Source organism: Micromonospora sp. WMMD1102 (assembly GCF_029626265.1).
In the GTDB taxonomy this organism is placed as follows: Bacteria; Actinomycetota; Actinomycetes; order Mycobacteriales; family Micromonosporaceae; genus Plantactinospora.
On sequence record NZ_JARUBN010000001.1, the window covers coordinates 4373996 to 4400000 of the forward strand.

The following is a 26005-nucleotide window of genomic DNA, read 5'->3' on the forward strand; positions in this document are numbered from 1 at the left end:
CCCGGACAGACGAAACGGGCGGTCATCGGCCGGCGCCGGCCGGATCCGCCCACCTGGCTACCGCTCGGCCTGCGCGGCGATCACCTCTCGGGCGAGCTGACGGTAGTTGCGGGCCCCGGAGGAGGCCGGGTCGAGCGTGGTGATCGGGGCCCCGGCGACGGTGGACTCGGGGAACTTGACCGTCTTGGTGATCACGGTCTGGTAGACCTTGTCGCCGAACGCCTCCACCACCCGTTGCAGCACCTGACGACAGTGCGTGGTGCGGCTGTCGTACATGGTGGCGAGGATGCCCTCCAGCTCGAGGTCGAAATTGAGCCGTTCGCGCACCTTGTCGATGGTGTCCAGCAGCAGGGCGACCCCGCGCAGGCTGAAGAACTCGCACTCCAGCGGGATGAGCACGCCGTCCGCCACGGTGAGGGCGTTGATCGCGAGCAGCCCCAGCGAGGGCTGGCAGTCGATCAGGACGTAGTCGTACTCCTTGCGGATCGACTTCAGCACCCGGGCCAGCGCCATCTCCCGGGCGACCTCGTTGACCAGCTGGATCTCGGCGGCCGAGAGGTCGATGTTCGCCGGCAGCAGGTGCAGTCCGGCCACGTCCGTCTTGATCAGCACGTCCTCGGCGGTGACGTCGTCCTGCATCAGCAGGTTGTAGACGGAGAGGTCGAGATTGTGCGGGTTGACGCCCAGCCCGACCGAGAGCGCCCCCTGCGGGTCGAAGTCGACCAGCAGCACGCGGCGGCCGTACTCGGCCAGTGCGGCGCCGAGGTTGATGGTCGTGGTGGTCTTGCCCACCCCGCCCTTCTGGTTGGCCATCGCGATGATCCGGGCCGGCCCGTGCTGGTCGGTCGGCATCGGTTCCGGGATCGGCTTACGGATCGTGTACGCGGCCGGGTCGGCCGGACCCAGCTCGGCGCCGAGGTCCAGGGCGGACTGCTGCTCGCGCAGGCTTGAGGTCCACGCCTCGGCACGGTCAGCGTTTCCAGCCATGTCCTCGTACGCCCCCTCCCGACGACTGCCCGGCGTCGGAGCCGAACGGTGTCCTGTGCGGCGCCGCCGCGAACCTCGATTGCCGCCTCCCGAGGCCGCGCCAGATCCCGACTCTACGCCACGTCGCAGCACCGTAGTGGGCACCGTCTCGGCGTGTCGAGCCGGCCGCCGACCGGCGCGAGCCGACCGGAATCGACCCGCCGACCGACAGTACCCCGCCGGTGGCGGGACCGGGATCGGCCGGTCAGCCGCGGGCTCGTGGATGCGCGGTGGCGTACACCTCGCGGAGCCGGTCCACGGTGACCAACGTGTACACCTGGGTGGTGGTCACCGAGGCGTGCCCGAGCAGTTCCTGCACCACCCGTACGTCGGCACCGCCGTCCAGCAGGTGGGTGGCGTACGAGTGCCGCAGGGTGTGCGGGGAGACCGCCCGGGGCCCCTGCACCGGCAGTCCGGCCCGTCCGGCGGCCCGGCGCAGGATCGTCCAGGCGCTCTGCCTGGACAGTGGACCGCCCCGGGCGTTGAGGAAGACCGCCGGCCCGCCCCGGCCGGCGGCGGCCAGCGTCGGCCGGGACCGGACCAGGTAGGCCCGCACCGCCTCGGCGGCGTACCCGCCGACCGGCACGAGTCGGCTCCGGCCGCCCTTGCCGTGCAGCAGCACCGAGCCGTCGGTCAAGTCGAGGTCGTCGACGGCCGCCCCGACCGCCTCGGAGATCCGCGCGCCGGTGCTGTAGAGGAACTCCAGCAGGGCCCGGTCGCGCAGTGCCAGCTCGGCACCGGGGCCGGTCGCGTCGACCGCTCCGGCGCCGTCCAGCAGCCGGACCACCTCGGTGACGTCCAGCGCCCGGGGCAGCCGCCGGGGCGGGGCCGGCGGGCGTACGTCCCGGCTCGCGTCCTGGCCGACCAGGCCCTCCCGGACCGCGAACCGGTGCAACCCGCGGACCGCGCTGGCGGCCCGGGCCGCCGACGCCGCCGCCAGCGGCGGGTGCCCGTCCGCGCCGGCCCGCAGCCGGGCCACGTGCGCGGCGATCTCGGCCGGCCCGACCGCCGCCAGCTCCTCGACGCCGCTGCCGGCTAGCGTCGCCAGATACCGTTCCAGATCCCGGCGGTACGAACTCAGCGTGTTCGCCGACAGTCCACGCTCGACGGTCAGGTGGTCGAGGTAGCCGCGTACGGCGCGCCGCAGCGCCGGCGACGGTTCGGGCCCGTCACCGGCCGCTGCGGGACGGCTCATCCGAGAACGTCCGCCAGCGGCAGGACGCCCATCCCGTGCGCCTCGGCGACCGGGCCGTAGGTGACCTGCCCGGCGTGGGTGTTCAGCCCGAGCGCCAGGGCCGGGTCGCGGCGCAGCGCCTCCCGCCAGCCCTGGTTGGCCAGTTCGAGCGCGTACGGCAGGGTGACGTTGGTCAGCGCGTACGTGCTGGTGTGCGGGACCGCACCGGGCATGTTCGCCACGCAGTAGAACAGCGAGTCGTGCACCGGGTAGACCGGGTCGTCGTGCGTGGTGGGCCGGGAGTCCTCGAAGCAGCCGCCCTGGTCGATCGAGATGTCCACGAGCACGCTGCCGGGCTTCATCCGGGAGACCAGCTCGTTGCTGATCAGCGTCGGCGCCTTGGCACCCGGCACCAGCACGGCACCGATCACCAGGTCGGCGTCGAGGACGGCGCGCTCGATCTCGTAGGTGTTCGAGGCGACGGTCTGGAGGTGGCCCCGGTAGATGGCGTCGGCCTGGCGGAGCTGGCCGACCGCCCGGTCCAGCAGCAGCACCTCGGCCTGTAGGCCGAGCGCGATCGCGGCGGCGTTCCGGCCGGAGACCCCGGCGCCGATCACCACGGTCTTGGCCGCGTACACCCCGGAGACGCCGCCCATCAGCACCCCGCGCCCGCCGCCGGAGCGCATCAGGTGGTACGCCCCCACCTGCGGGGCGAGCCGGCCGGCGACCTCGGACATCGGGGCGAGCAGCGGCAGCGACCGGTCTGGCAGCTCCACCGTCTCGTAGGCGATCCCGGTCACCTTCCGGTCCAGCAGCGCGTCCGTGCACTCCTTTGAGGCGGCCAGGTGCAGGTAGGTGAAGAGCACCTGCCCCTCGCGCATCCGGTGGTACTCCTCGGCGATCGGCTCCTTGACCTTCAGCACCAGTTCGGCGACGCCCCACACCTCGTCGGCGTCGCCCAGGATCGTGGCCCCGGCGGCGGCGAACTCGGCGTCGGTGATCGACGACCCGGCTCCGGCGCCGCTCTGCACGTACACCTCGTGGCCGGCACGGACGAACTCGTGCACCCCGGCCGGGGTGATGGCGACCCGGTACTCGCGGTTCTTTACCTCGCGCGGAATTCCGACCTTCACGATCCGACACCTCTCTCCGGGGTGTTCCGGCCCCGGCCGCGCGACGCGCGGCGGCACCGTTGCCGCCGCGGTCCTCCGTCCCGCCCGCGGAAGTCTAGGGCCGTGGGCGGGCGCCGGCAGCCAGCATTGTGACAGCGGGTAACCGGCAACCTTGACGGTATGTCAGCCCCGCCCGCCCCACCAGCCACGCCCCCCAGGCCAGGTTGAAAGGAGGGGGCCCTTCTTATACAAAAACCGATAAGAGGGGGCCCTTCCTTTCCCCGGCGGCGTTAGGGCAGCGGTGCGTCGGCGGGGCGGAGTCCGGCCCAGCCCCGGTCCCGGGAGCGGGCCGCCGCGAGCACCCCGGCGACGCAGGCCACGTTGGTGATCTCGCCCGCCAGCACCATCGAGACCGCCTCGTCCAGCTCCACCCGGACCACCTCCAGGTCGGCCTCCTCGTCCCGGCGCTGGTGCCGCCGCTCCGGCGGCACCTCGGTCAGGTCCCGGGCCAGGAAGATCCGGATCAGCTCGTCCGAGTACCCCGGTGAGGTGTGCACGTCCACCAGCAGGTCGATCCGGCCCGCCACGAGATCCGCCTCCTCGGCCAGTTCCCGCAGCGCACCCGCCGGCAGCGCCTCGCCGGGCACGTCGGTCAACCCGGCGGGCAACTCCCAGATGACCCGGCGCAGCGGGTGCCGGTACTGCCGGATCAGCACCGCCCGGCCCCGGTCGTCCAGGGCGAGCACCCCGACCGCGCCGGTGTGCCGTACGTAGTCCCGGGGCACCACCCGCCCGCCCGGCATCGCCACCTGGTCGGTGACCACCGAGAAGACCTTGCCCCGGAACCGTTCCCGGCGGTCGCGTACCTCGTAGCCCTGCCCGTCGGTCCGGCCGTTCACGCCCACACCGCCGCCCCTCGCCGGCGCCGTTCCACAGCCCGCCGGTGCCGTCCCGCAGCCCCTCGCCAGTGCCGTCCCGCAGCCCGTCGAAGTCCGGCTGCTTCCCGCCTGGTCCCGCTGTCGGTCACGACGGGGAACTCGCCCTCGCCGAGCGGACCGATCCGTTGCGTGCGGCGGCGTCCGCCGGCTCGGCGAGATCCGCCAGCTCCGGCTGGTCCCCGGCCGGCCGGCCGGTGGCGTTCTCGGCACCCTCCGCGTCCCGGAGACCCGAGCCGCCGGTCCCGGTGGCCGCCACCGGCGCCAGCTCCACCGGCAACTGGTCCGCCGACGAGTACGCGACGACGGCGCCGACGAACGCGGCGAACAGCGGATGTGGCCGGGTCGGCCGGCTCTTCAGCTCCGGATGCGCCTGGGTGGCCACGAAGAACGGGTGCAGCGAGCGGTCCAGTTCGACGAACTCGACCAGCCGGCCGTCCGGCGAGGTGCCGGAGATGTGCAGGCCGGCCTTGGCCAGCGCGTCCCGGTAGGCGTTGTTCACCTCGTACCGGTGCCGGTGCCGCTCGCTGACCTCGGTGTCCCCGTACGCCTGCGCCACCAGCGAGCCCTCGGTCAGCCGCGCCGGGTACGCCCCCAGCCGCATGGTGCCGCCCAGGTCGCCCCGGCCGGCGACGATGTCCTCCTGGTCGGCCATCGTGGCGATCACCGGATGCCGGGCCTTCTCGTCGAACTCCAGCGAGTTGGCGCCCTCCAGCCCGGCCAGGTGCCGGGCCACCTCGATGGTCATGCACTGGAGGCCGAGGCAGAGGCCGAGGATCGGGATGCCGTTGTCCCGGGCGTACCGGGCGGCGCCGATCTTGCCCTCGATGCCGCGTACCCCGAAACCGCCGGGGATGACGATGCCGTCGACCCCGGCCAGCGCTGCTGCCGCCCCGGAGGCGGTGACGCACTCGTCGCTCGGCACCCAGTGCAGCTCGACCCGGGCCCGGTGGCCGAACCCGGCGGCCCGGATCGCCTCGCTGACCGACAGGTAGGCGTCGGGCAGGTCGACGTACTTGCCGACCAGCGCGACCCGGACGGTGTGGTGCGGATGGTGCACCCGCTCCAGCAGGTCGTCCCAGCGCTGCCAGTCGACGTCCCGGAACGACAGCCCGAGCCGGCGCACCACGTACGCGTCCAGGCCCTCCCGGTGCAGCACCTTCGGGATGTCGTAGATGCTCGGCGCGTCCGGTGCGGCGATCACCGCCTCCCGGTCGACGTCGCAGTAGAGCGACAGCTTGTGCTTGAGCTTGTCCGGGATCTCCCGGTCGGAGCGGCAGACGATGGCGTCCGGCTGGATGCCGATGTTGCGCAGTTGGGCCACCGAGTGCTGGGTCGGCTTGGTCTTCAGCTCCCCGGACGGCGCCAGGTACGGCACCAGCGAGACGTGCAGGTAGAAGCAGTTGTCCCGGCCGAGATCGTGCCGGACCTGTCGGATCGCCTCCAGGAACGGCAGCGACTCGATGTCGCCGACCGTGCCGCCGACCTCGGTGATCACCACGTCCGGGGTACGGCCGTCCTCGTCCGGGTCGGCCATGGTGAGGATCCGGGCCTTGATCTCGTTGGTGATGTGCGGGATCACCTGCACGGTGTCGCCGAGGTACTCCCCCCGGCGCTCCTTGGCGATCACCTCGGAGTAGATCTGGCCGGTGGTGACGTTCGCCTTGCCGTCCAGTGCCCGGTCGAGGAACCGCTCGTAGTGCCCGACGTCGAGGTCGGTCTCGGCGCCGTCGTCGGTGACGAAGACCTCACCGTGCTGGAACGGATTCATCGTGCCGGGGTCGACGTTCAGGTAGGGGTCGAGCTTCTGCATCACGACCCGAAGGCCCCGCGCCGTGAGGAGGTTTCCGAGGCTGGAGGCGGTCAGGCCCTTACCGAGTGAGGAGGCAACCCCACCGGTGACGAAAATATGCCTGGTCGTCCGAACTGAAGGGGCCAAGGCCTGCTCCCGTGGTCGTCTGTCGCGGTCATGCGAACCGGTGTGGGACCGTTGAAATGATCCACGCGATCCACGGGATTCCACGGTAACACCAACCCCGGCCGGCCTGCCGGGGGCACCCGCTTCCGGCACCGGCCCGCGCCGGTCAGCCGGCTGTCACCCCGGCCGACGGCTGCGCCGGCCCGGACCCCGAGCCGCTGGACGGCCGCCCGGCGGCGCTGCCGTTCGCGCCCGCCGCGACCCCTGGTACCGGCCCGGCTACGGCGGGTGCCGACGCACCGTCCCGGGTCAGCGGCCGGTCGTTCCGAGCTGCCGGCTCACCCTCCCGGCCTCCCGGGTCACCGTCCCCGGCCGCCGGCTCACCGCCCCCGGCTCCCCGCTGACCGTCCCCGGCTGCCGGCTCACCGTCCCCGGCTCCCCGCTGACCGTCCCCGGCTGCCGGCTCACCGCCCCCGGCTCCCCGCTGACCGTCCCGGGCTGCCGGCTCACCGAGGTGTGCGAGCGGGACCGCCCGCACGCTCGGTCGGGTCGGGTCGGGCGGGTCGTCCGGGCCGGGGCCGCCGGCCGGCATCGTCCGGTCGGTGGCGTGGTCGAGCACCCGCAGCGCGGCCAGGGCGGCCATCGGCACGGTGAGCGCCGCGGCCGCGCCCGCGACGTTGAGGGCGGACCCGCCGAGCAGGCCGGCGAGTACCGCCGCGACCGGGATCCCGGCCATTCCCGCCCGCATGGCGGGATAGATCCCGAACAGCCGCTTCAGCCCACCCCAGGTACGGAGCAGTGCGAACCACACCAGCACCGCGCCGACCAGCGCGATGACCGTCAGCGGGCTGCCGGCCAGGGCGGCCAGGTTCGCCGCCCCGGAGCGGTGCACGGTCAACCCGCTGGTCCCGTCGCCGATCGCGGTGAGGAACCGGCCCAGACTGCCCCGCTGGTCGAGCGGCTGCCGCAGGTCCATCAGGACGAACCCGATGGTCACCGCCAGGCCGGCGATACCGGCCCAGGCGAACCGGCCGAGGGTGAGCCAGCCGCCGGTGCTGGTCGCGGCGGCGATGCTCACCCCGGCGGCGAGTGCGACCGCGCCGACCGCGTCGGCACCCAGGTAGGGGCTGCCGACCACGATCACCCCGAGTACGCCGACCAGCACCATCACGGCCGGCCGCCGGCTGCGGCGTACCCGTTGGGCCAGCCAGGCGGCCGAGAGCAGGGTGCCGGCGATGAAGACCCCGAGCCCGACGACGCCGAGCCCGGCATACCGACCACCCTCCAGGGCCGAATACCCGGTCACCCCGTTGAGCTGCAACCGTGCCCCGGTGACCACGTCGGCACCGACGGCGAGCGCGGCCAGCGCGGCCACGCTGCCCAGCGGCCAGAGCGTGCGCTGGTACGCCCGGGCGAGCCGCACCGCGGCGGTGGCCAGGCCGAGCACCACCGCCGTGACCAGCCCGAAGTACACCCCGGCGTGGGCGCCCCGCCACCACGGGACGGCATCCGCGACCAGCGCGGCGGGGATCGCCAGGGCGGCGGCGATCAGCAGTACCTCGACCGTCGCGACCACCCGCCGGGGGGCTGGGGCCGGTCCGTTCGGCCCGGCGTCGCGGCGGGCCCGGCGCAGCAGCGGCAGCACTGCCAGCGCGAGCAGGCACTGGAGCCCGGCCAGCAGCAGGAAGAACCAGCTGGCGACCCGCTGCTGGACCCGGGCCTCGCGGTCGGCGTCGGCGGGCGCCGCGATCGCGGCGGGCAGGTCGGCCGGCCGGCCCGCCACCACCGCCGCCGGCTGGCCGATGAAGAGTCGGTCGGGCGTCGGCCGGCCCAGCGCCGCCAGCGCCGTCGGTGCCAGGTCGACGAGTTGCAGGTAGCCGTCCCGGCCCGTGCTGCGCGAGGTCAGCCAGCCGTGTCCCCAGCCCGGCCCGTCGGCCACCGCGACGTGCAGCCGGGACGACCGGTCGGTGTCGGCGACACCGGCCACCATCACCAGGGACCGTTCGGGGCGGGCCGCCAGCACCCGGGCCAGTACGGCGTCGGCGCGACGGGCCGCGGCAGCCCGTACGGCGGGGTCGTCACCGCTGACGGTGCCGAGGTCGACGATGCCGAGGACGCAGGATGCGAGCAGTTCGGTCGGATCGTCCGGCAGTTCCGGCGCGTACCTGTCGACCCGGCCGAACGGTCGTGCCCCGGCGACCGCGGCACCCGGGCCGACCGCCACGGTGCAGCGGACCGATTCGGCCAGCGCCCCCGGCATGGTGCCCCAGCGCAGCCGGTCCTGGTTGTGGGTGACCGTCGCCCGCTGGTCGGGCAGGTTGGCGCTGATCCGGTCCGGCCGCTCGACGGTGACGTCCAGTTCCGGGCACTGCTCGCCGACGGGGACACCGTCCCAGGCGGCGAAGTTGCCGGCGCCGAGGGTCTGCCAGCCGTCGACCGGGCAGGTCGGCTGCCGGGCCGAACGCACCGACAGCGAGCCGATGGCACCGCGCTCGGCCATCCCCCACAGCGTCGGGGTGTTCTTCGGGTCGACGTCGTCCCAGCGCAGCCCCGGTACCCCGGCCAGCAGCACGTAGTCGGCGGTCTGTGCGGGCGTCCGGGCTTCCGGCCGGACGACGAGCGCGGCGACGCCGAGCGCCACGACGGCGGCGGTCAGCAACACGGGCACCAGCCGGCGCAGCATCAGCCGCGCCCCGCCGACGAGCCGGTCTGCCGGCCGGTCGAGGGCGGCGGGCCGCCACCGGTCCGGTCGGGTTCTTCCGCGACCGCGCCGAGTCCGGCCGGTCCCGCGACGGCGGGATCCGCCACCGGATCCGCCACCGGGGCCGCCGGTCGGGGCGGATCGGAGCGCAGCGCGCCGAGTTCGGTGTAGAGGGCGGCGACGGCGGCGACGGTCTCCTCCTCGGTCGGCCACTGCGCTGCCCGGATGGTGGCCTGCCGGGCCAGTCCGGCCCGCCGGGCGGGATCGTCGAGCAGCCCCCGGACCGCCTCGTCCAGCGCGGCCACGTCACCGGGCCGGACCAGTACGGCCGCCTCGCCGACCAGCTCCGGCACCCCGCCGACGGCGGTCGCCACCAGCGGCAGGCCGGCCCGCAGCGCCTCCTGGGCGAAGAGCTGCCGCGCCTCCCAGTCGCTGCTGACCACGGCCAGGTCGGCTCCGGCCAGCAGGTCGGGCACGTCGGTACGGTGTCCGAGCAGGGTCACCGGGGCCCGGACGGCCGAGATGCGGGCCGCCAGTTGCAGGTAGCTCGGCCCGCTTCCGGCGATCACCACGGCCGGTGGCGGCTTCCGGTCACGCCACCGGGCGGCGGCGTCGACCAGGATGTCGTACCGCTTCTGCGGGTGCAGCCGGCCGACGGAGAGGACCAGCGGCTGCTCCGGGGCGACGCCGAACTCGGCCCGGACCGCCGACCGGCTGCGCCGGGGCTCCGGCAGGGTGGGTGCGGCGACCGGGGCGAGCCGGGCGTCCCGGGCGCCGAGCGCGGCGGCCCGTTCGACGAGGTCGGCGGAGGCGCCGAGGGTGACCCGGGCACGCCGGGCGACGACCCGCTCGACGAGCCGGGAGAGCCGTCCGCGCAGCCCACCGGCGAGTACCGCGTTGTGCCAGGTGACCACGACCGGGGCGGCCGGGCGGGCGAGCACCGCCACCAGGCCGGCCCGCAAGCCGTGCGCGTGCACCACGTCGACCGGTGCGGCCAGCGCCCGGCGCAGCGCGGTGACCGCCCGCGCGTCGGCCGGGGTGGGGCTGGCCGGAATCTCCACCGGGACGAACCGGGCGCCGACGGCGGTGAAGTCGAACTGCTCCTGGGTCGCGGCGGGGCCGCAGACGGTGACCGCCATGCCGGCGTCGGCCAGTCCCCGGGCGAGCGACCTGACGTGTTGTCCGACGCCGCCGGTGCTGGAGGCGAGCACCAGGGCCACGGCACCGCCCCGGTCTTCCGGTCGAGCCGCTCCACCCCGCTCGCTCACCGTGACACCCGTTCCTTCCCGTCGTCCTCGCCCGGATCCGCCACGTCCGGCCGGTCCCGGCGATCCGCCTTCGTCCCGTCGCCCTCGCCCGGGTCCGCCACGTCGGGCCGGTCCCGGCGATCCGTCTCCGTCGCGTCGGGCCGCCGTTCCGTCGTCGTCCCGCCCCGGCGGGCCGGTGCCAGCAGGTTGCGCAGCCGTCGGCGCAGCATCGCCAGCAACGGCCGGACGTCGTGCCGGTCCAGCAGATAGCTGACCGCGACGAAAGCCGCGCCCACGGCGACTCCGGACAGCATGCCCTGCACGAGTGCGTCGACTCGCGCCGGGGTACCACCCCCGAGGCCCGGCAGCCGGTGCGCGCACACCGCACCGAGTGTCGCGGCGACCGCGCCGGCCAGCAGCCCGACCAGTGCCGACCGGGGGAATCCGGTCAACGCGGCCGGTCCGGCGCTACGCCGGACCGCGACGACCAGCAGCACTCCCAGCACCAGCATGCCGACCGAATTCGCCACCGCGACCGCGAACACCCGGTAGTCCACCGGGAAGGCGGCGGAGAACCCGATGGCGGCGGCCGGCACGACGAGCCAGCCGACCAGGGTGGCGGCGGCCGCCGGCCGGGTGGCGCCGCGCGCGTAGAGGGCGCGGGTGAGCACCGCGAAGAGGCCGTAACCGAGCAGGCCCGGTGCGAACCCGGCCACGGCGGCGACCTCGGCCGGGCCGCTCTCCGGCCAGAAGAACCGGGCCACCGGTCCGGCGGTGCCGACCAGGGCGGCGGCGCCGAGGCAGCTGAACAGCAGCACCCGGCGGGCGGTCGGGGCCAGCGTCGCCCGGTACTCCGCCTCGGCTCCGCCCGCGTGCGCGGCGGCCAGGGTCGGATACGCCGCCACCGCGAGCGGGACGGCAAGGACCGCCCAGGGCAGCAGGTAGACCGTCTGGGCGAGGTTGAACACCACCTCGGCACCGATCGGCCCGCCGCTGAGTTGGCGCAGGCTCACCACCAGGGCGACCTGCTGGCCAAGTACGGTCACCGCGCCGGCCAGCGCCAGCCCGCCGATCCGGCCCCGGGCGTCGGGCGAGAACCCGTACCCGAACCGGGGTCGCAGACCCAGCCGGCGCAGCGGGATCAGCAGCGACAGCGAGAGCACCACCACCCCGAGGGTGGTGCCGGCGGAGAGGATCAGCTCGCCGGTCCGGCCGACCCGGGCGATGCTCGGCTGCACCCCCTCGACCGCCGCGAACACCAGGTAGACACCGATCACGGTCATGCTGGAGAGCAGCGGTGCGATCACCGGCCAGGCGAACCGCCGGTAGGACTGGAGTACCCCGGTCAGCACGATGCCGATGCCGTAGAGCGGCAGTTGCGGGGCGAAGACCCGGAGCATCCGCGCGCCGGCCTCGACCTCGGCGGGGCCGCGCTGGTCGGAGATCAGCCCGACGATCGGCTCGGCGAGCAGCGCCACGGCGACCGCCAGCGGCACCAGCAGGCTCACCGTCCAGGTCAGCAGCGCGCCGGTGGTGGCGGCCACCGCCGCCCGGTCACCGGCCGCGACCGCCCCGGCCAGCAGCGGTACGACGAGACTCGCCAGCGCCCCACCGGCGACGATCTCGAAGACGATGTTCGGGACGCTGTTCGCCACCACGTACATGCCGCCGAGGTCGCTGCCGTCCCCCATCAGCCAGGTGAAGACGGCGGTACGCCCGAACCCGGCCAGTCGACTGGCCACGGTGAGTACGGCGATCAGCGCAGCGGCGCCGGCCACCCGCCCGGCGCCGACCAGGGGTGCCGGCCTGCCCACCTCAGGAGTGTCGCCGGCCCAGGGCGTCCAGCTCGCGCAACCCCGGGGTGTTCTGGATCACCTGGGTGAAGCTGACCTTCTCGCTGGCGGCGGTGAGGGCGGCGATCACGGCCAGCGCCCCGGCCCGCCCCACCGGCCCGGTACGCGCGGCCAGCGCGACGCCGAGCAGCGCGCCGAGCGCGTTCGCCCCGCTGTCACCGAGCATGACCCGCTCGTCGAGGTCGCCGGGGAGCAGGGCGGCGGCGGCCCCGACCGGTCCGGCGGCGAGTCCTCCGGTCGGGCCGGGCAGCAGCGGCGCCCCGAGCAGCAGGCCGGACTTGAGCGCCCGTCCGGGTCGCAGGTCGAGCAGGTTGACCAGGTTGGCGGTGCCGGCGACCACGCCCGCGCCGAGCAGCACGTCGAGCATGCCGGCGGCCCGGCCGGCGCGGCGGCGGCCCGGGTGGGACCGGACCGTCGGGTCGGCGGCGAGCAGGGCGGCGGCGGCCAGCCCGGCCGCGCCGACCCCGGCGATCTTGACGACCCCGCTGGTCACCCGCCCTTGGCGGAGCGCGGCGAGGTGTCCGGCGAAGCCCTTGGCGGTCTTCTGTTCCGGCCGGCCGCCGACCACGTCGTCGTAGAGGCCGACGGCGCCGCAGGAGAGGCCGGCGACGAGTGCGGCGGTGCCGGCCGGCCGGCTCGGCGCACCGGTGGCGGCACCGAGCGCCGCTCCGGCGGCCAGCGCCGGCCCGGCGGCGAGGGTGACGGTACGGCCCCGGAAGTTGGTGCGGCGCAGCCCGGGAGCCCACGGGCCGGCGAGTACTCCGCGCAGGGCGGCACCGGCGAGCAGCGCGCCAACGCCGAGCGCCCGGGCCCGGGCGCCCCCGGGTCGGACGGTCACTCGGGCATTCCCGGCAGCAGGGATTCGGCGCCCGCGCCGACGCCGTACGCGCCGGCCTGCTTGTCGGTGACCTGCCGGCCCAGCGCCAACGCCGCTACCAGCTGCCCCTGCACGGTGTTGGCGTTGTCGACGGTGGAGATCGTCTTGGAGAGGGCGGGATCGCGGCGTACCTCGGCGACCAGGTTGCCGCCGCTGCTGCCGTTGCCGGCCACCACGATCGCCCCGGCCTTGTCGAACTGTTCGGCGAGCTGCACCACGGACCGGTCCTTGCGGGTGGCGTCCCGGTCGACGTACGGCGGTCCGCTGACCACCACGACCGCCTCGGCGGAGCCGGTGATCTTGTCGGGCACCTTGAGGTAGCCCTCTTCGGTGTAGTCGTTCAGCACCGACCGCCGGTCGACGTCGGTCACCGGCGAGCCGCCCTCCGGCCGGTCCAGCAGGGCGCTGGCCAGCAGGGCGCTGGACTTCTCCACCCCTTCGCTGCTGGGCAGCCCGACGTCCGGGACGGTGGGTCTGGCTGCCTTGGCCGCGACACCGAGCAGCAGCACACTGCTGTCCGGGTCGATGAACTTCTCCTGTACGTCGATCCGCCCGGTCACCGACGCGCCGCCGAGCCGGAGCATCTCGACGACCCCGTCGACCTGGTCCTGCCCGCTCGGCAGCGCGATGATCAGCACGCGCCGGCCGGCGAGGGTGCCCTTGAGCATGTGCGGGGCGGCCTCCTTGACGAAGTCCTCCTCGCGCTGGACCTCGGTCTCCAGGCTGTTCACCGACTCGCGGAGCTGCTCGTTGTGCTTGCCCAGCGCGTTGACCCGGTCCTTCAGCGAGTCGGCGACCGGACCGTTCAACGCCGCGGTGCCCACGACCAGGCCGATCGCCAGGGCGAGGAAGACCGCGGTCAGCGAGACCACGTGGTACCGGAAATTGATCACGACAGGTGCCTCTTGATCGTCATTCGGGGCCGGGAGGAGGGCAGCACGGGCCTAGAAGAGCTGTCCAAGCTGGAATACGACATTGTCCCACCACTCGGAGGCGACCCCGAGATAAGCCTTTCCGACGGTGGAGACGGCGACCGCGGATGCCATCGCGGCCAGTGCCGAGAGCACCAGCAGCAGCAGCGAGGAGCCGGAAATGCTCTGCCGGTAGAGCCGGCTGACCCCCTTGGCGTCGACCAGCTTGCCGCCGACCTTGAGCCGGGTCAGGAAGGTGGAGGCCATCCCGCCCCGGCCCTTGTCCAGGAACTCGACGAGGGTGGCGTGGGTGCCGACCGCGACGATCAGCGAGGCGCCCTTGCCGTCGGCGAGCAGCATCGCCAGGTCCTCGCTGGTGGCGGCGGCCGGAAAGGTCTGTGCGGTGACGCCGAGCCCGTTCACCCGGGCCAGCCCCGGCGCCCGCCCGTCCGGGTACGCGTGCACGATCACCTCGGCACCGCAGCGCAGTACGTCGTCGGTGACCGAGTCCATGTCGCCGATGATCAGATCGGGCGTGTAGCCCGCCTCCACCAGCGCGTCCGCGCCGCCGTCCACGCCGATCAGCACCGGCTTGAACTCCCGGATGTACGGGCGCAGCACGTCCAGGTCGGCCTTGTAGTCGTAACCCCGGACCACGATCAGGCAGTGCCGGCCCCGGATCGGGGTCTCGACGTCCGGCACACCGACCCCGTCGAGCAGCAGCTCCCGCTCCTGCTTGAGGTATTCCATGGTGTTGGCGGCGAACGCCTCCAGCTGGACCGACAGCCCTTCCCGGGCGTCGGACATCGCCTTGGCCACCGACTCGGCGTCCTGCCGGCTGCCGTGTCCGACCGGCTCGTCGCCGAGCAGCACGGTGTTGCCGTCGATCCGGACGGTGTCGCCCTCCCGGATCTGCTGGAAGACGCTCTCGCCGAGGTCGTCGAGGAGCGGGATGCCTGCCTTGATCAGCACTTCCGGGCCGAGGTTCGGATAGCGGCCGGAGACCGACGGCTTGGCGTTGAGTACCGCGGCGACGCCGACCGCGACGAGCGAGTCGGCTGCCACCCGGTCCAGGTCGACATGGTCGATCACCGCGATGTCACCCGGACGCAGCCGGCTGACCAGGCGCTTCGTCCGGCGGTCGAGGCGCGCGGTGCCGACGACTTTGCCCGGTTCCGCGCTCCGGGCCCGACGCAACGTGGGTAAACGCATCCCAACCATCCTGGCATGTGAGGCAGAGCTTTCTGTCGCGACATGCCTGAGCAGGGCCGCCACCCCAAGGGAACCATATCCATGCCCGACTGGGTGTGGCCGGTGTCACACCATCGGTGTAAGTACCACGGATCGTGGCCGTCGGGGTCACGCTCCGCCCCGCAGGCGGTGCCGGGCGTTCAGGCCGCGCAGGCGGTGCTGAACGTTCAAGGTGGTCGCGATCAGGGGCGTCGTTCCCGGGCAGCCACCGCCAGCAGTTCCTCGGCATGGGCGATACCCAGATCGGAGTCCGGCAAACCGGCGAGCATCCGGGCCAGCTCCCGGGCCCGGTCGGTGTCCTCGACCACCCGCACCCCGCTGGTCGTCACCGCCCCGCCGGTGTCCTTGGCCACCACCAGGTGCCGGTCCGCGAACGCCGCCACCTGCGGCAGGTGGGTCACCACCAGCACCTGGTGGCTGCGGGCCAGCCGGGCCAGCCGGCGGCCGATCTCCACCGCCGCCTGTCCGCCGACCCCGGCGTCGACCTCGTCGAAGACCAGGGTGGGCGGCCCGCCCGAACCGGCGAAGACCACTTCGATGGCGAGCATCACCCGGGACAGCTCACCGCCGGAGGCGCCGCGCTGCAACGGCAGCGAGGGGGCACCCGGATGGGCGAGCAGCCGCAGTTCCACCTCGTCGGCGCCGTCCGGCCCGACACCGACCTCGACGCCGTCGACGGTCAGGGTCGGCTCGGACCTGCCGGCCGGCCGGGGCAGCACCGCCACCTCGATCCGGGCGTGCGGCATCGCCAGCCCGGCCAGCTCGACGGTGACCTGCTCGGCGAAGCGGCCGGCGGCCTCCCGACGGGCGGCCGAGAGCCGGGACGCCAGGTCGGCCACCTCGCCGGCCAACCGCTGCCGCTCCCGGTCCAGCTCGTCGAGAAGCTCGTCGGAGTTGTCCAGCTCGGACAGCCGGGTCCGGGCCCGGTCCGCCCAGGCGATCACCCCGTCGACGTCGTCGGCGTACTTGCGGGTCAGGCCGCGCAGCGCCGCCCGACGCTCGTAGATGACCTGCAACCGGGCCGGGTCGGCGTCCAGCGCGGCCAGATAGCTCGACAGCTCCGCCGCGACGTCGCCGACAAGCGTGGCGACCTCCTCCAGCCGTACCGACAGGTCACCGAGCATCCGGTCCACCCCGGCCTGCGCCTCCAACGTGCGGCGGGCGTGCCCGAGCAGCGTGGTGACGTCGGCCATCTCGTCGGTCGGCTCGGCGGCCCCGGCCACGCAGTGCTGGGCCGTCTGTGCGGCGGTGCGCAGCCCCTCGGCGTGCTCCAGCCGTTGCGCCTCGGCCTTGAGCTCCTCGTCCTCGCCCGGCTGCGGGTCGACCCGGGTGATCTCGTCCAGGCCCAGCCGGAGCAGGTCGGCCTCCTGGTTGCGCTCCCGCGCGTTGCGCCGCCGGTCGGCCAGGTCGTCGCAGACCCGCCGCCATCCGGTGTACGACTCGCGCAGGTTCTCCAGCAGCTTCTCGTGCTCCGCCCCGCCGAAGCGGTCCAGCGCGGCCCGCTGCTCGGCCGGCCGGAGCAGCCGGAGCTGGTCGGACTGGCCGTGCACGGCCAACACCTGCTCGCCCACCTCGGCCAGCATCGACACCGGCATGCTGCGGCCCGCGACGTGCGCCCGGGACCGCCCCTCCACCGTGACCGTACGGCTGAGCAGCAGCGAGCCGTCGTCGTCCGGCTCGCCGCCCGCGTCCACCACCCGGGCGTGCACCACGGTCGAGGTGTTGCCGGTCAGCCGTAGCCGCCCCTCCACCACCGCCCGGCCCGGATCGGCACGGACCCGGCCGGCGTCGGCCCGCCCGCCGAAGAGCAGGCCGAGACCGGTGACCACCATCGTCTTGCCGGCGCCGGTCTCGCCCGTGATGACGTTCATGCCGCCGGTCAGCGGCAGGGTGGTGTCCTCGATGACGCCCAGTCCGGTGATGCGCAGCTCTTCCAGCACAGCAACCGACAGTAGTAGCGGGCCCCGACACTTGACCACCCGGCACGCGTCCCGATCGACTTCCGGCACGCTTTCGGCACACCGGCGCCGGAGCCGCCTGCGGTGCGAACCGCGCCGGCCCGGTCAGCGGCGGGCCCGGTAAGCAGCCGGCCCGGTCAGCGGCGGTTGCCGCGCCAGCCCTGCACCGGCAGGCCGAACTTGGCCACCAGCCGGTCGGTGAACCTGCGGGCGCGCAGCCGGACGATCCGCACCGGCAGCGCACCCCGCTGCACGGTGACCCGGGCCCCGGGTGGCAGGTCGTAGACCCGGCGACCGTCGCAGCAGAGCACCGCCAGGGTGGTGAACGGGTCCACCGTGATGGTGAAGGTCGCCGTCGGCGCGGTGACGATCGGCCGGCTGAACAGCGCGTGCGCGCTGATCGGCACCAGCAGCAGCGCCTCCACCTCCGGCCAGACCACCGGTCCACCCGCCGAGAAGGCGTACGCGGTGGAGCCGGTCGGGGTCGCGCAGACCACACCGTCGCAGCCGTACCGGGACAGCGGGCGGCCGTCCACGTCGACGAGCAGCTCCAGCATCTGGGCCCGCTCGCCCTTCTCCACGCTCGCCTCGTTGAGCGCCCACGACTCGATCACCGGCCCGCCCTCGAACTCGGCACGCACGTCGAGGGTGAGCCGCTCGTCCACTGTGTAGTTGCGGTCGACCACGTCCCGGACCGCCTGGTCCAGGTCGCCGATCTCGGCCTCGGCCAGGAAGCCGACCTTGCCGAGGTTGATGCCGAGCAGCGGCGCCTTCGCCGGCCGGGCCAGGTCGGCGGCGCGCAGGAAGGTGCCGTCGCCGCCGAGCGCGAAGACGATCTCCGCACCCTCGGCCGCGTCGAGCAGGTTCACCGGGGTCACCCCGGGCAGGTCGAGGTCGTCGGCCTCCTCGGCGACCACCCGTACCTCGAAGCCGGCCTGGATGAGGTCCGCCGCCACCGTACGCGCGTGCTCGGTGCTGCGCCGCCGTCCGGTGTGCGTGACCAGCAGTGCGGTCCGGGTCATCGGGCTCCCTCCCGCGCCGCCGCCGGGCCGGTCGGCCCGGCCGTCACCACCGCCGCGACCAGCGCCTCGTCCGGCGGTGGCGCGCCGGCACGCAGCCAGACGAAGAACTCGACGTTGCCGCTCGGCCCCGGCAGCGGGCTCGCCACCACGCCGGCCAGCCCGAGACCGAGGGCGGCGGCGGAGCCGGTCACCGCGAGCACCGCCTCGGCCCGTAGTTGCGGATCACGTACCACCCCACCGCTGCCCACCCGTTCCTTCCCGACCTCGAACTGCGGCTTGACCATCAGCAGCAGGTCGCCGTCCGGGTCAGTGCAGCCGGTCAGGGCCGGCAGCACCAGCCGGAGCGAGATGAACGACAGGTCCGCGACGGTGAGGGTCACGGTGCCGCCGATGGTGTCGGGCGTCAGGGTACGCACATTCGTGCGCTCGAATACCCGGACCCGCTCGTCGGAGCGGATCGTCCAGGCGAGCTGGCCGTAGCCGACGTCCGCCGCCACCACCTCGGCGGCACCGGCCCGGAGCAGCACGTCGGTGAAGCCGCCGGTCGACGCCCCGGCGTCCAGGCAGCGCCGGCCGGCGACGTCCAGCCCGTCCGGGGCGAACGCGGCCAGCGCGCCGGCCAGCTTGTGACCGCCCCGCGAGACGTACTCGGTGCTCGGGTCCTCGCCGAGTACCCGGACCGGGTCGGCCGGGTCCACCATGGCGGCGACCTTCTGCGCCCGTACCCCACGGACCTGCACCCGCCCCGCCTCGACAAGGGCCGCGGCCTGCTCCCGGGACCGGGCCAGTCCACGGCGGACGAGTTCCGCGTCGAGCCGGGTACGACGTGCCATCGAGACTTCTCCGAGGGGACTGGGCTCACGCCTGGTCGATGGTGGCGAGGGTTTCCCGCAGGGTCTGGTGCGCCGCCTCGTACTGGGCGATCTGGTCGGCCGGCGGCAGGTTGGCGGCGTTGGCCATCGCCTGGAGCACCGCGTCCACGGCGGGGTGCCCGGAACCGCCGCCCTCCGGGGCGTCCTGGTCGCCGACGGAAGCGTTCCAGCCGGCGATCCGGGTGGGCCCGGGAACCGGCCGGGCCGCCGCCGCGGCGGGCGGAGCCGGCCGGAACGGCCCGGGTACGGGTACCTGACTCATGTCGTCCCTCCGCTGCGTCCACCGGCCTCGCGGGACCGGCCCGGCACGGGGATCATGCCGCACCGCCGCCCGGTGCCCGCTCGGCCACCGCCTTGCCCGGAGCCGACTTCTGGGTGGCCACCGCCTTGCCGGGCGCGGCCTTCTTCACCACGACCTGCTTCGCCACCGTCTTCTTGGCGACGGCCTTCTTGGCGACGGCCTTCTTCGCCGCGGCCCTCTTGGCGACAACCTTCTTTGCCACCGCCTTCTTTGCCACCGCCTTCTTGGCGACCGTCTTCGTGGCCAGTTCCCTCCCGGCCGGTGGCGGTGCGGTGCCGACGGGTGCGCCCGGGGCCGGTGGTCGGCCGGCGCCGCCCGCTCCCGCGCCGCTCGCCGCCCCGGCGCTGCCGAGCTGCCCGGCGGCGCGCGCCGCGCCGAGTTCCCGCTCCAACCGCGCCACCCGGTCGGTCAACGCGGCGACCTCGTCCACCGTGGCCAACCCGACGGCCGCGAGGGTGCGGTCGATCTCGATCCGGATGATCCGGATCAGCGCCTCCCGGTTGGCCATCCCGGTGGAGACCAGTTCCTCGGCCATGGTCTGCAGTTGGGCGGCCGTGGCGCCGCTGGAGCCGACCAGCTTCCTGGCGGCGGCCTGGGCGCGTTTCTTCGACGCGTCCGTCAGCCCGAGGGCCAGCTCAAGGTAGGCCCGCCACGCATCCTGCATACCTCGGTCCTTTCGCGGGTGCCGACTGTTCAGGTTGTCACGCTACCGGGCGCCCCGGCCCGCCCAGTGCGGTACGGTGCCCGGGAGGACGGCGTGGCGGAGGGCGAGGAGGGACGACGATGGCGACCGTGGACGAGTGCCGCCAGGCGCTGCACGACCTGGCGGCCCGGATGGACGCCAACGCCGACAAAGTACGCAAGCAGGTCGATCTCGACCGGACCCTGGCCTGCCGGATCACCGACCTCGGCACGGCGTTCCACGGCCGGCTCACCGGCGGCCGCCTGGTCGACCTGACCGACGGGGACGACCCGAAGGCGAAGATCGCGTTGAACACCACCAGCGACGACCTCATCCGGTTGGTCCGGGGCGAGCTGGACGTGCCGAAGGCGCTCGCCTCCCGGCAGATGTCGATCAAGGCCAACCCGCTCGACCTGCTCAAGCTCCGCAAGATGCTCTGACCGGCACCGCCCACCGGGCTCTGACGAGCACCGCCCACCAGGCTCCGGCCGCAGCACCCAGCGGGCTCTGACGGCACCGTTCGCCAAGGCGCTGACGGACACCACACGTGTCGCACCCGGCCACCGTGGCGGTCGGGTCAGCGCAGCAGGCCGAGTTCCCCGAGCGCCTTCCGGGCCGGGTCGGCGCCCGCCTCAACGTCGTCGACCGGCACTCCGGACCAGCTCGCCGCGCAGAGGGCGGCCAGCGCGGCCAGGCTCGTCCCATCCCCGTCCAGCATCGTACGGTCGCCGTCAGCGGTCACCCGCCAGCCGCCGGCATCGGGCCCGCCGGCATCGGGCCCGCCGGGCTCGGCCGTCAACCGGGCGACCCGGGCCGGGTCGAAGAGGCCGCCGAGGTCGCCGGCGACGAAGTCCGGCCGGGCCGACGGTGCCGCGTGCAGCAGGTCGACCGGCGCTGCCACCCCGGTGAGTACCAGCAAGCTCTCCATGCCCGCCCGGACCGCGCCCTCGATGTCGGTGTCCAGCCGGTCGCCGACCGCAAGCGGACGGGCGGCGTCGTGCCGCCGGGCGGCGGCGGTGAACAGCGCCGGCTCCGGCTTGCCGACCACCACGTCCGGATCGCGAGCCAGCGCGGTACGCACCGCGGCGACAAGTGAACCGTTCCCGGGCACCGGGCCACGGGGAGTCGGCATGGTCCGGTCGGTGTTGGTGACGAACCAGTCGGCACCGGCCCGTACCGCCAGCGCCGCCTCGGCGAGATCTGCCCAGCCGACCTGCGGACCGTAGCCCTGCACCACCGCGACCGGCCCGTCCTCCAGGCGGGTCACCGGGCGAAGGCCGACCTCACGTACCTCGGTACGGAGCGCCTCCGCCCCCACCACGAGCACCGGGGAGTCCGGCGGAAACCGCCGGGACAGCAACTCCGCCGCGGCGGCCGCCGAGGTCAGCACCTCTTCCGGCCGCACGTCGAGGCCCATCCCGACGAGCAGCGACGCAACCTCGTCGGCGCGCCGGGAGGCGTTGTTCGTCGCGTACGCCAACGGCTTGCCCTCGGCGTGCAGCCGGCCGACCGCCGCGACCGCCGTCTCGATCGGCCGGTCGACGAGGTACAGCACACCGTCCAGATCGAAGATCACCAGGTCGTACGCGTCGACCAGCCGGCCGCCCGCCGAGGAGTCACTCACGACTCGGCGCCACGTACCGGCCGGGAGCCCTGCTCGGCCTCCGGGTCGGGAGCGTCCGTTCCCGTCGACGCATCCGCGAGACCCTCCTCGCCCCGGCCCCCGCCGGCATCGGCGCCCGCCTTCGCCTGGTCCTCCACGTCCGCGTCCGCCTTCTCAGCGTCTGCCTTCGCCACGTCCGCGTTCGCGAATCCCGGGTCCGGGTCCGATTCGTCCGCGCCCGTCACGGCGCCCACCTCGGCAGCGGCGCCCGGCGCGTCGGCGCCCGCGTCCGCCAACTCCTCGGCGGTCCGTTCCCCGGCCCCGACGTCCGCTTCCCCGACCGGCTGGGCGTAGTCCTCGTCCTCCTCGTCGGCGTCGTCCTCGTCGTACCCGTCCTCGTCCTCGTCGCCGTCCTCGTCAGGCGCTTCGACGTCGGCGTCGGCCTCGAACTCGGCGTCGGCCGGCACCCGGTCGCCGCCGTCGGTGGCCTCGTCGTCCTCGTCGTCGTAGTCGTCGCCCTCCAGGACGACACCGTCGAGTTCCAGCAGTCGCTCGGCCGCGTCCGTCTCACCGAACTCGTCCACCTCGGCCGCCCGGGAGAACCACTCCCGGGCCTCTTCCCGCCGGTCCACCGTCAACAGCGCGCCGGCGTACGCGTACCGCAGCCGCGCCGTCCACGGCTCGGCCGGGGTGGCGGTCAGTTCGCGTACCTGGAGCATCGCCACCGCCGCATCGCGCTGGCCCATGTCGCCACGGGCCCCGGCAGCCACGATCAGCAACTCCACCGCGCCGGCCGGGCTCAGCGACTCGCGGTCGGCGCCCCGGTAGAGGTCGATCGCCCGCTCCGGACGCCCGAGCGCCCGCTCGCAGTCGGCGAGCACCGCCAGGTGGGTCTGCCGACCACTCATCCGGTGGTACGTCCGCAGCTCTGCGATAGCGGTCTGCCACTCACCCGCCCGGTACGCCGCCAGCCCGACAGCCTCCCGTACGGGTGCGATGCGGGCCGCCAGACGTCGGGCGGCGAGGGCGTGTTCCAGAGCGAGGTTCGGATCGTCGTCGATCAGCGCGCCGGTCGCGACGAGATGCCGTGCGACCGTTTCCGCGACAGGCTTGGCCAGGGAGAGCAGTTCGGCCCGGACCGCACTGTCGAGATCCGTGGCGACGATCTCCTCCGAGAGCGCCGGAGCGGCGTTCTCGGGGGACGCGTCGCCCGCCCTGGCGCTGCGGTCGTCCCGGCCACGCCGGTCCGCACGGTCGGCGCCACGGTGTCCACCCTCGCCCGCCCGAACGGAGTCCCGGTCCGACCGGCCGGTGCCCTGCCGGGGGCCGGTGTCCTGCCGGGACTTCCGGTCACGCCGGCCCTCGTCGGCACGGCCACGGTCGGCACGGTCGCCACCCGACCGGAAGCCCTCTCGCGGGCCGCTCCGACCGTCCCGGTCCGACCGGCGGAAGCCGGCACGGTCGCCGTCACGGCCACCGGCGCGGTCCGTACCCCGGAAGCCCTCCCGGTCCCGGCCGTCGTACCCGCGCCGGGCCTCGCCGTCGCCGTAGCGCCGGCCGGTGTCCCGCGCTGCGCCGCGCTGATCGCTGCCACCGCCGGACGGTCCACCACGGTAGCCACCGCCACGCCCCGCGTCGCCGCGGGAATCCGCGCCCGGACGGCCTCGGTAACCACCGTCACCCCGGCTCTCGGCGCCCCGTGCGTCGTCGCGGTAGCCGCCGCCACGCTGGTCGCGCCCACCACGTCGGTCCTCGCCGTAACCACCCCGGGAGCCACCGCTCGCGCCACGGTAGCCACCGCTGTCGCCCCGGTAGCCACCGCGCCGGTCGTCGCTGCCGCCGAAGCCGCCGTCGCGGCCCTGGAAACCACCAGCACGCCGGTCGTCGCCTCCGGAGTCCCCCCGGAAGCCGCCGCTGCGGCGGTCCTCGCCGCGCCGGCTGTCGTCCCGGTAGCCCCCGGTTCGCCGGTCGTCCCGGTAGTCGCCGCCCCGGCTCGGCCCGCTACGAGGGCCACGGTCGTCGCGGAACGAGCTGTCCCGCCTTCCGGACTGGTAGCCGCCGTCACGGTCGCCGCCACGCTGCCCACCGCCGGTCGGACGGTAGCCGCCCTGGCGTCCTTCCGACCGGCCGGCAGCCGAATCCCCGTTCCAGCCCCCGGAGCGGTAGCCGCCCTGCCGGTCGTCGCCGCCACGCCGCTCGCCGGCGCCGGGCCGGAAGCCCGAATCGCCGTCCCGGCGGCCGGCACTTCGGTACCCGCCCGCGTCGTCCCCGCGGGAGCCCCGGAAACCACCCGGCCGGCGGTCGTCTCCGCCAGGCCGGGAGCCACCACCGAACCGGCTGCCACCGGAGCGCTCGCCCCGGAAGTCCCGCTCGCCCCGGAAGTCCCGGTCACCCCGGGAGTCGCGGCTGCCGCCAGCGTCCCGGCCAGCCCGGAAGTCGCGATCACCACGGGGGCTGCGGTCGCCGCCGAAGCCGCGGTCACCTCGGGAGTCGCGGTCGCCGCGGAAGCCACCGCCGCGCTGACCGTCCCGGGGGCCGCCGCCACGCCGGTCGTCGGCACCGGACCGGAAGCCGCCCCTGCCCTGGTATCCGCCACCGCCACCGCCCTGGTAGCCACCACCGTCACGAGAACCTGGACGGTCCCGACGGTCGCCCTCGCGGCCGTCGGCTCGACGACCACCGCTCGAATAACCACCCCGGTCGCCGGACGCGCCAAACGAATCGCGGTCCCCGCGATAGGGCGGACGGCCGTCCCGACGCGTGGAGGCGTCTCGACCGCCTCGGCGGTCCGGACGGTCATCTCGACGGCGCGGGCGGTCCGCGCCGTGCGCTCCTGAACTCACGGGTACATCCTTCCTCATGGCGAGATCGCCGAAACACGCAGTGCAGGGCCACCCCGACCGGGGTGGCCCTGCAAACTAAGATGTCCGGCGGCGTCTTACTCTCCCACACCCTCCCGAGTGCAGTACCATCAGCGCTGGAAGGCTTAGCTTCCGGGTTCGGAATGTAACCGGGCGTTTCCCCTCCGCCATAACCGCCGTAACCCTATCAACAACACAAACAACAACCCACCCACACGTGGGAAACATTGTTCGTTTGCTGTGAATCACACAGTGGACGCGTAGCAACCTTGTAGTCAAGTCCTCGGCCTATTAGTACCGGTCAACTCAACCAGTTACCTGGCTTACATCTCCGGCCTATCAACCCAGTCGTCTCACTGGGAGCCTTACCCCCTAAACGGGGTGGGATACCTCATCTTGAAGCAGGCTTCCCGCTTAGATGCTTTCAGCGGTTATCCCTCCCGAACGTAGCCAACCAGCCGTGCCCCTGGCGGGACAACTGGCACACCAGAGGTTCGTCCGTCCCGGTCCTCTCGTACTAGGGACAGCCCTTCTCAAGTATCCTACGCGCACGGCGGATAGGGACCGAACTGTCTCACGACGTTCTAAACCCAGCTCGCGTACCGCTTTAATGGGCGAACAGCCCAACCCTTGGGACCTGCTACAGCCCCAGGATGCGACGAGCCGACATCGAGGTGCCAAACCATCCCGTCGATATGGACTCTTGGGGAAGATCAGCCTGTTATCCCCGGGGTACCTTTTATCCGTTGAGCGACACCGCTTCCACACGCAAGTGCCGGATCACTAGTCCCGACTTTCGTCCCTGCTCGACCCGTCAGTCTCACAGTCAAGCTCCCTTATACACTTACACTCAACACCTGATTGCCAACCAGGCTGAGGGAACCTTTGGGCGCCTCCGTTACATTTTAGGAGGCAACCGCCCCAGTTAAACTACCCACCAGACACTGTCCCTGAACCCGATAAGGGCCCGAAGTTAGATACCCAAACCAACCAGAGTGGTATTTCAAGATTGCCTCCACCTACACTGGCGTGCAAGCTTCACCGGCTCCCACCTATCCTACACAAGCTAATTCAGATACCAATGTCAAGCTATAGTAAAGGTCCCGGGGTCTTTCCGTCCTGCCGCGCGTAACGAGCATCTTTACTCGTACTGCAATTTCGCCGGGCCTGTGGTTGAGACAGTGGGGAAGTCGTTACGCCATTCGTGCAGGTCGGAACTTACCCGACAAGGAATTTCGCTACCTTAGGATGGTTATAGTTACCACCGCCGTTTACTGGCGCTTAAGTTCTCAGCTTCGCCCCGAAAGACTAACCGGTCCCCTTAACGTTCCAGCACCGGGCAGGCGTCAGTCCATATACATCGAATTACTTCTTCGCATGGACCTGTGTTTTTAGTAAACAGTCGCTTCCCCCTGCTCTCTGCGGCCATACAACGCTCCACCAGCAAGTGGCTTCACGTCTCCGGCCCCCCTTCTCCCTAAGTTACGGGGGCAATTTGCCGAGTTCCTTAACCACAGTTCACCCGATCGCCTCGGTATTCTCTACCTGACCACCTGTGTCGGTTTAGGGTACGGGCCGCTCGGAACTCGCTAGAGGCTTTTCTCGGCAGCATAGGATCACTGACTTCACCTGAATCGGCTCGGCATCACGTCTCAACCATATGATGTGCGGATTTGCCTACACACCGGCCTACACGCTTAC

General features: G+C 73.3%; 16 protein-coding genes, 2 rRNA genes and 3 pseudogenes (1 of these 21 only partly in view). 1 reads left to right on the forward strand and 20 read right to left on the reverse strand.

Annotation, left to right across the window (positions count from 1 at the left end; translation table 11 throughout):
• Window positions 1–57: 57 nt before the first annotated feature.
• The 16 genes and pseudogenes from O7626_RS19545 to O7626_RS19620 form a co-directional block, all read right to left on the reverse strand.
• A complete protein-coding gene (locus O7626_RS19545; RefSeq protein ID WP_278062609.1) occupies window positions 58–987 on the reverse strand; it encodes an AAA family ATPase in 930 nt (309 codons plus the stop codon).
• A gap of 244 nt (window positions 988–1231) precedes the next feature.
• On the reverse strand, window positions 1232–2221 hold the full coding sequence (locus O7626_RS19550) for a site-specific tyrosine recombinase XerD (protein WP_278062610.1): 990 nt from the start codon (window positions 2219–2221) through the stop codon (window positions 1232–1234).
• A complete protein-coding gene (ald, locus tag O7626_RS19555) occupies window positions 2218–3333 on the reverse strand; it encodes an alanine dehydrogenase (protein ID WP_278062611.1) in 1116 nt (371 codons plus the stop codon). The genes O7626_RS19550 and ald overlap by 4 nt, the downstream gene beginning before the upstream one ends.
• Window positions 3334–3602: 269 nt before the next feature.
• A complete protein-coding gene (locus O7626_RS19560) occupies window positions 3603–4211 on the reverse strand; it encodes an NUDIX hydrolase (RefSeq protein ID WP_278062612.1) in 609 nt (202 codons plus the stop codon).
• A 283-nt stretch (window positions 4212–4494) separates the two neighbouring features.
• A pseudogene (locus O7626_RS19565) lies at window positions 4495–6186 on the reverse strand (CTP synthase); the annotation flags it as partial.
• 145 nt (window positions 6187–6331) lie between these two features.
• On the reverse strand, window positions 6332–8848 hold the full coding sequence (locus O7626_RS19570; protein ID WP_278062613.1) for a hypothetical protein: 2517 nt from the start codon (window positions 8846–8848) through the stop codon (window positions 6332–6334).
• Between the two features lie 176 nt (window positions 8849–9024).
• Window positions 9025–10134, reverse strand: a pseudogene (locus tag O7626_RS19575) (glycosyltransferase family 4 protein); the annotation flags it as partial.
• 191 nt (window positions 10135–10325) lie between these two features.
• Window positions 10326–11927 (reverse strand): annotated as a pseudogene (locus O7626_RS19580) (lipid II flippase MurJ); the annotation flags it as partial.
• Between the two features lies 1 nt (window position 11928).
• Window positions 11929–12804 (reverse strand): hypothetical protein, encoded by an 876-nt coding sequence (locus O7626_RS19585; RefSeq protein WP_278062614.1) that lies wholly within the window; start codon window positions 12802–12804, stop codon window positions 11929–11931.
• On the reverse strand, window positions 12801–13736 hold the full coding sequence (locus O7626_RS19590; RefSeq protein WP_278062615.1) for a copper transporter: 936 nt from the start codon (window positions 13734–13736) through the stop codon (window positions 12801–12803). Before O7626_RS19590 ends, O7626_RS19585 begins: the two co-directional genes overlap by 4 nt.
• Before the next feature lie 51 nt (window positions 13737–13787).
• A complete protein-coding gene (gene steA / locus O7626_RS19595) occupies window positions 13788–14966 on the reverse strand; it encodes a putative cytokinetic ring protein SteA (protein WP_278062616.1) in 1179 nt (392 codons plus the stop codon).
• Between the two features lie 221 nt (window positions 14967–15187).
• Entirely contained in the window at window positions 15188–16945 is a 1758-nt protein-coding gene (gene recN / locus O7626_RS19600; protein ID WP_278062617.1) for a DNA repair protein RecN, read from the reverse strand.
• A gap of 155 nt (window positions 16946–17100) precedes the next feature.
• Window positions 17101–17985 (reverse strand): NAD kinase, encoded by an 885-nt coding sequence (locus O7626_RS19605; protein ID WP_278062618.1) that lies wholly within the window; start codon window positions 17983–17985, stop codon window positions 17101–17103.
• Window positions 17982–18818, reverse strand: a complete 837-nt coding sequence (locus tag O7626_RS19610) for a TlyA family RNA methyltransferase (RefSeq protein ID WP_278062619.1) — start codon at window positions 18816–18818, stop codon at window positions 17982–17984. Before O7626_RS19610 ends, O7626_RS19605 begins: the two co-directional genes overlap by 4 nt.
• Window positions 18819–18843: 25 nt before the next feature.
• Window positions 18844–19119 (reverse strand): hypothetical protein, encoded by a 276-nt coding sequence (locus tag O7626_RS19615; protein WP_278062620.1) that lies wholly within the window; start codon window positions 19117–19119, stop codon window positions 18844–18846.
• Window positions 19120–19171: 52 nt separating this feature from the next.
• On the reverse strand, window positions 19172–19822 hold the full coding sequence (locus tag O7626_RS19620; protein WP_278062621.1) for a histone H1-like repetitive region-containing protein: 651 nt from the start codon (window positions 19820–19822) through the stop codon (window positions 19172–19174).
• A 119-nt stretch (window positions 19823–19941) separates the two neighbouring features.
• Here O7626_RS19620 and O7626_RS19625 point away from each other — a divergent pair, with 119 nt between their 5' ends.
• Window positions 19942–20280 (forward strand): alkyl sulfatase C-terminal domain-containing protein, encoded by a 339-nt coding sequence (locus O7626_RS19625; protein ID WP_278062622.1) that lies wholly within the window; start codon window positions 19942–19944, stop codon window positions 20278–20280.
• Window positions 20281–20417: 137 nt separating this feature from the next.
• Here O7626_RS19625 and O7626_RS19630 read toward each other — a convergent pair whose 3' ends face one another.
• The 4 genes from O7626_RS19630 to O7626_RS19645 all read right to left on the reverse strand — a co-directional run.
• On the reverse strand, window positions 20418–21464 hold the full coding sequence (locus tag O7626_RS19630; RefSeq protein WP_278062623.1) for an HAD-IIA family hydrolase: 1047 nt from the start codon (window positions 21462–21464) through the stop codon (window positions 20418–20420).
• Entirely contained in the window at window positions 21461–22570 is a 1110-nt protein-coding gene (locus tag O7626_RS19635) for a Replicase polyprotein 1ab (RefSeq protein WP_278066213.1), read from the reverse strand. The genes O7626_RS19630 and O7626_RS19635 overlap by 4 nt, the downstream gene beginning before the upstream one ends.
• 1798 nt (window positions 22571–24368) lie before the next feature.
• A 5S ribosomal RNA gene (gene rrf, locus O7626_RS19640) occupies window positions 24369–24485 on the reverse strand.
• A gap of 90 nt (window positions 24486–24575) precedes the next feature.
• Window positions 24576–26005, reverse strand: a 23S ribosomal RNA gene (locus O7626_RS19645) (it continues 1682 nt past the right edge of the window).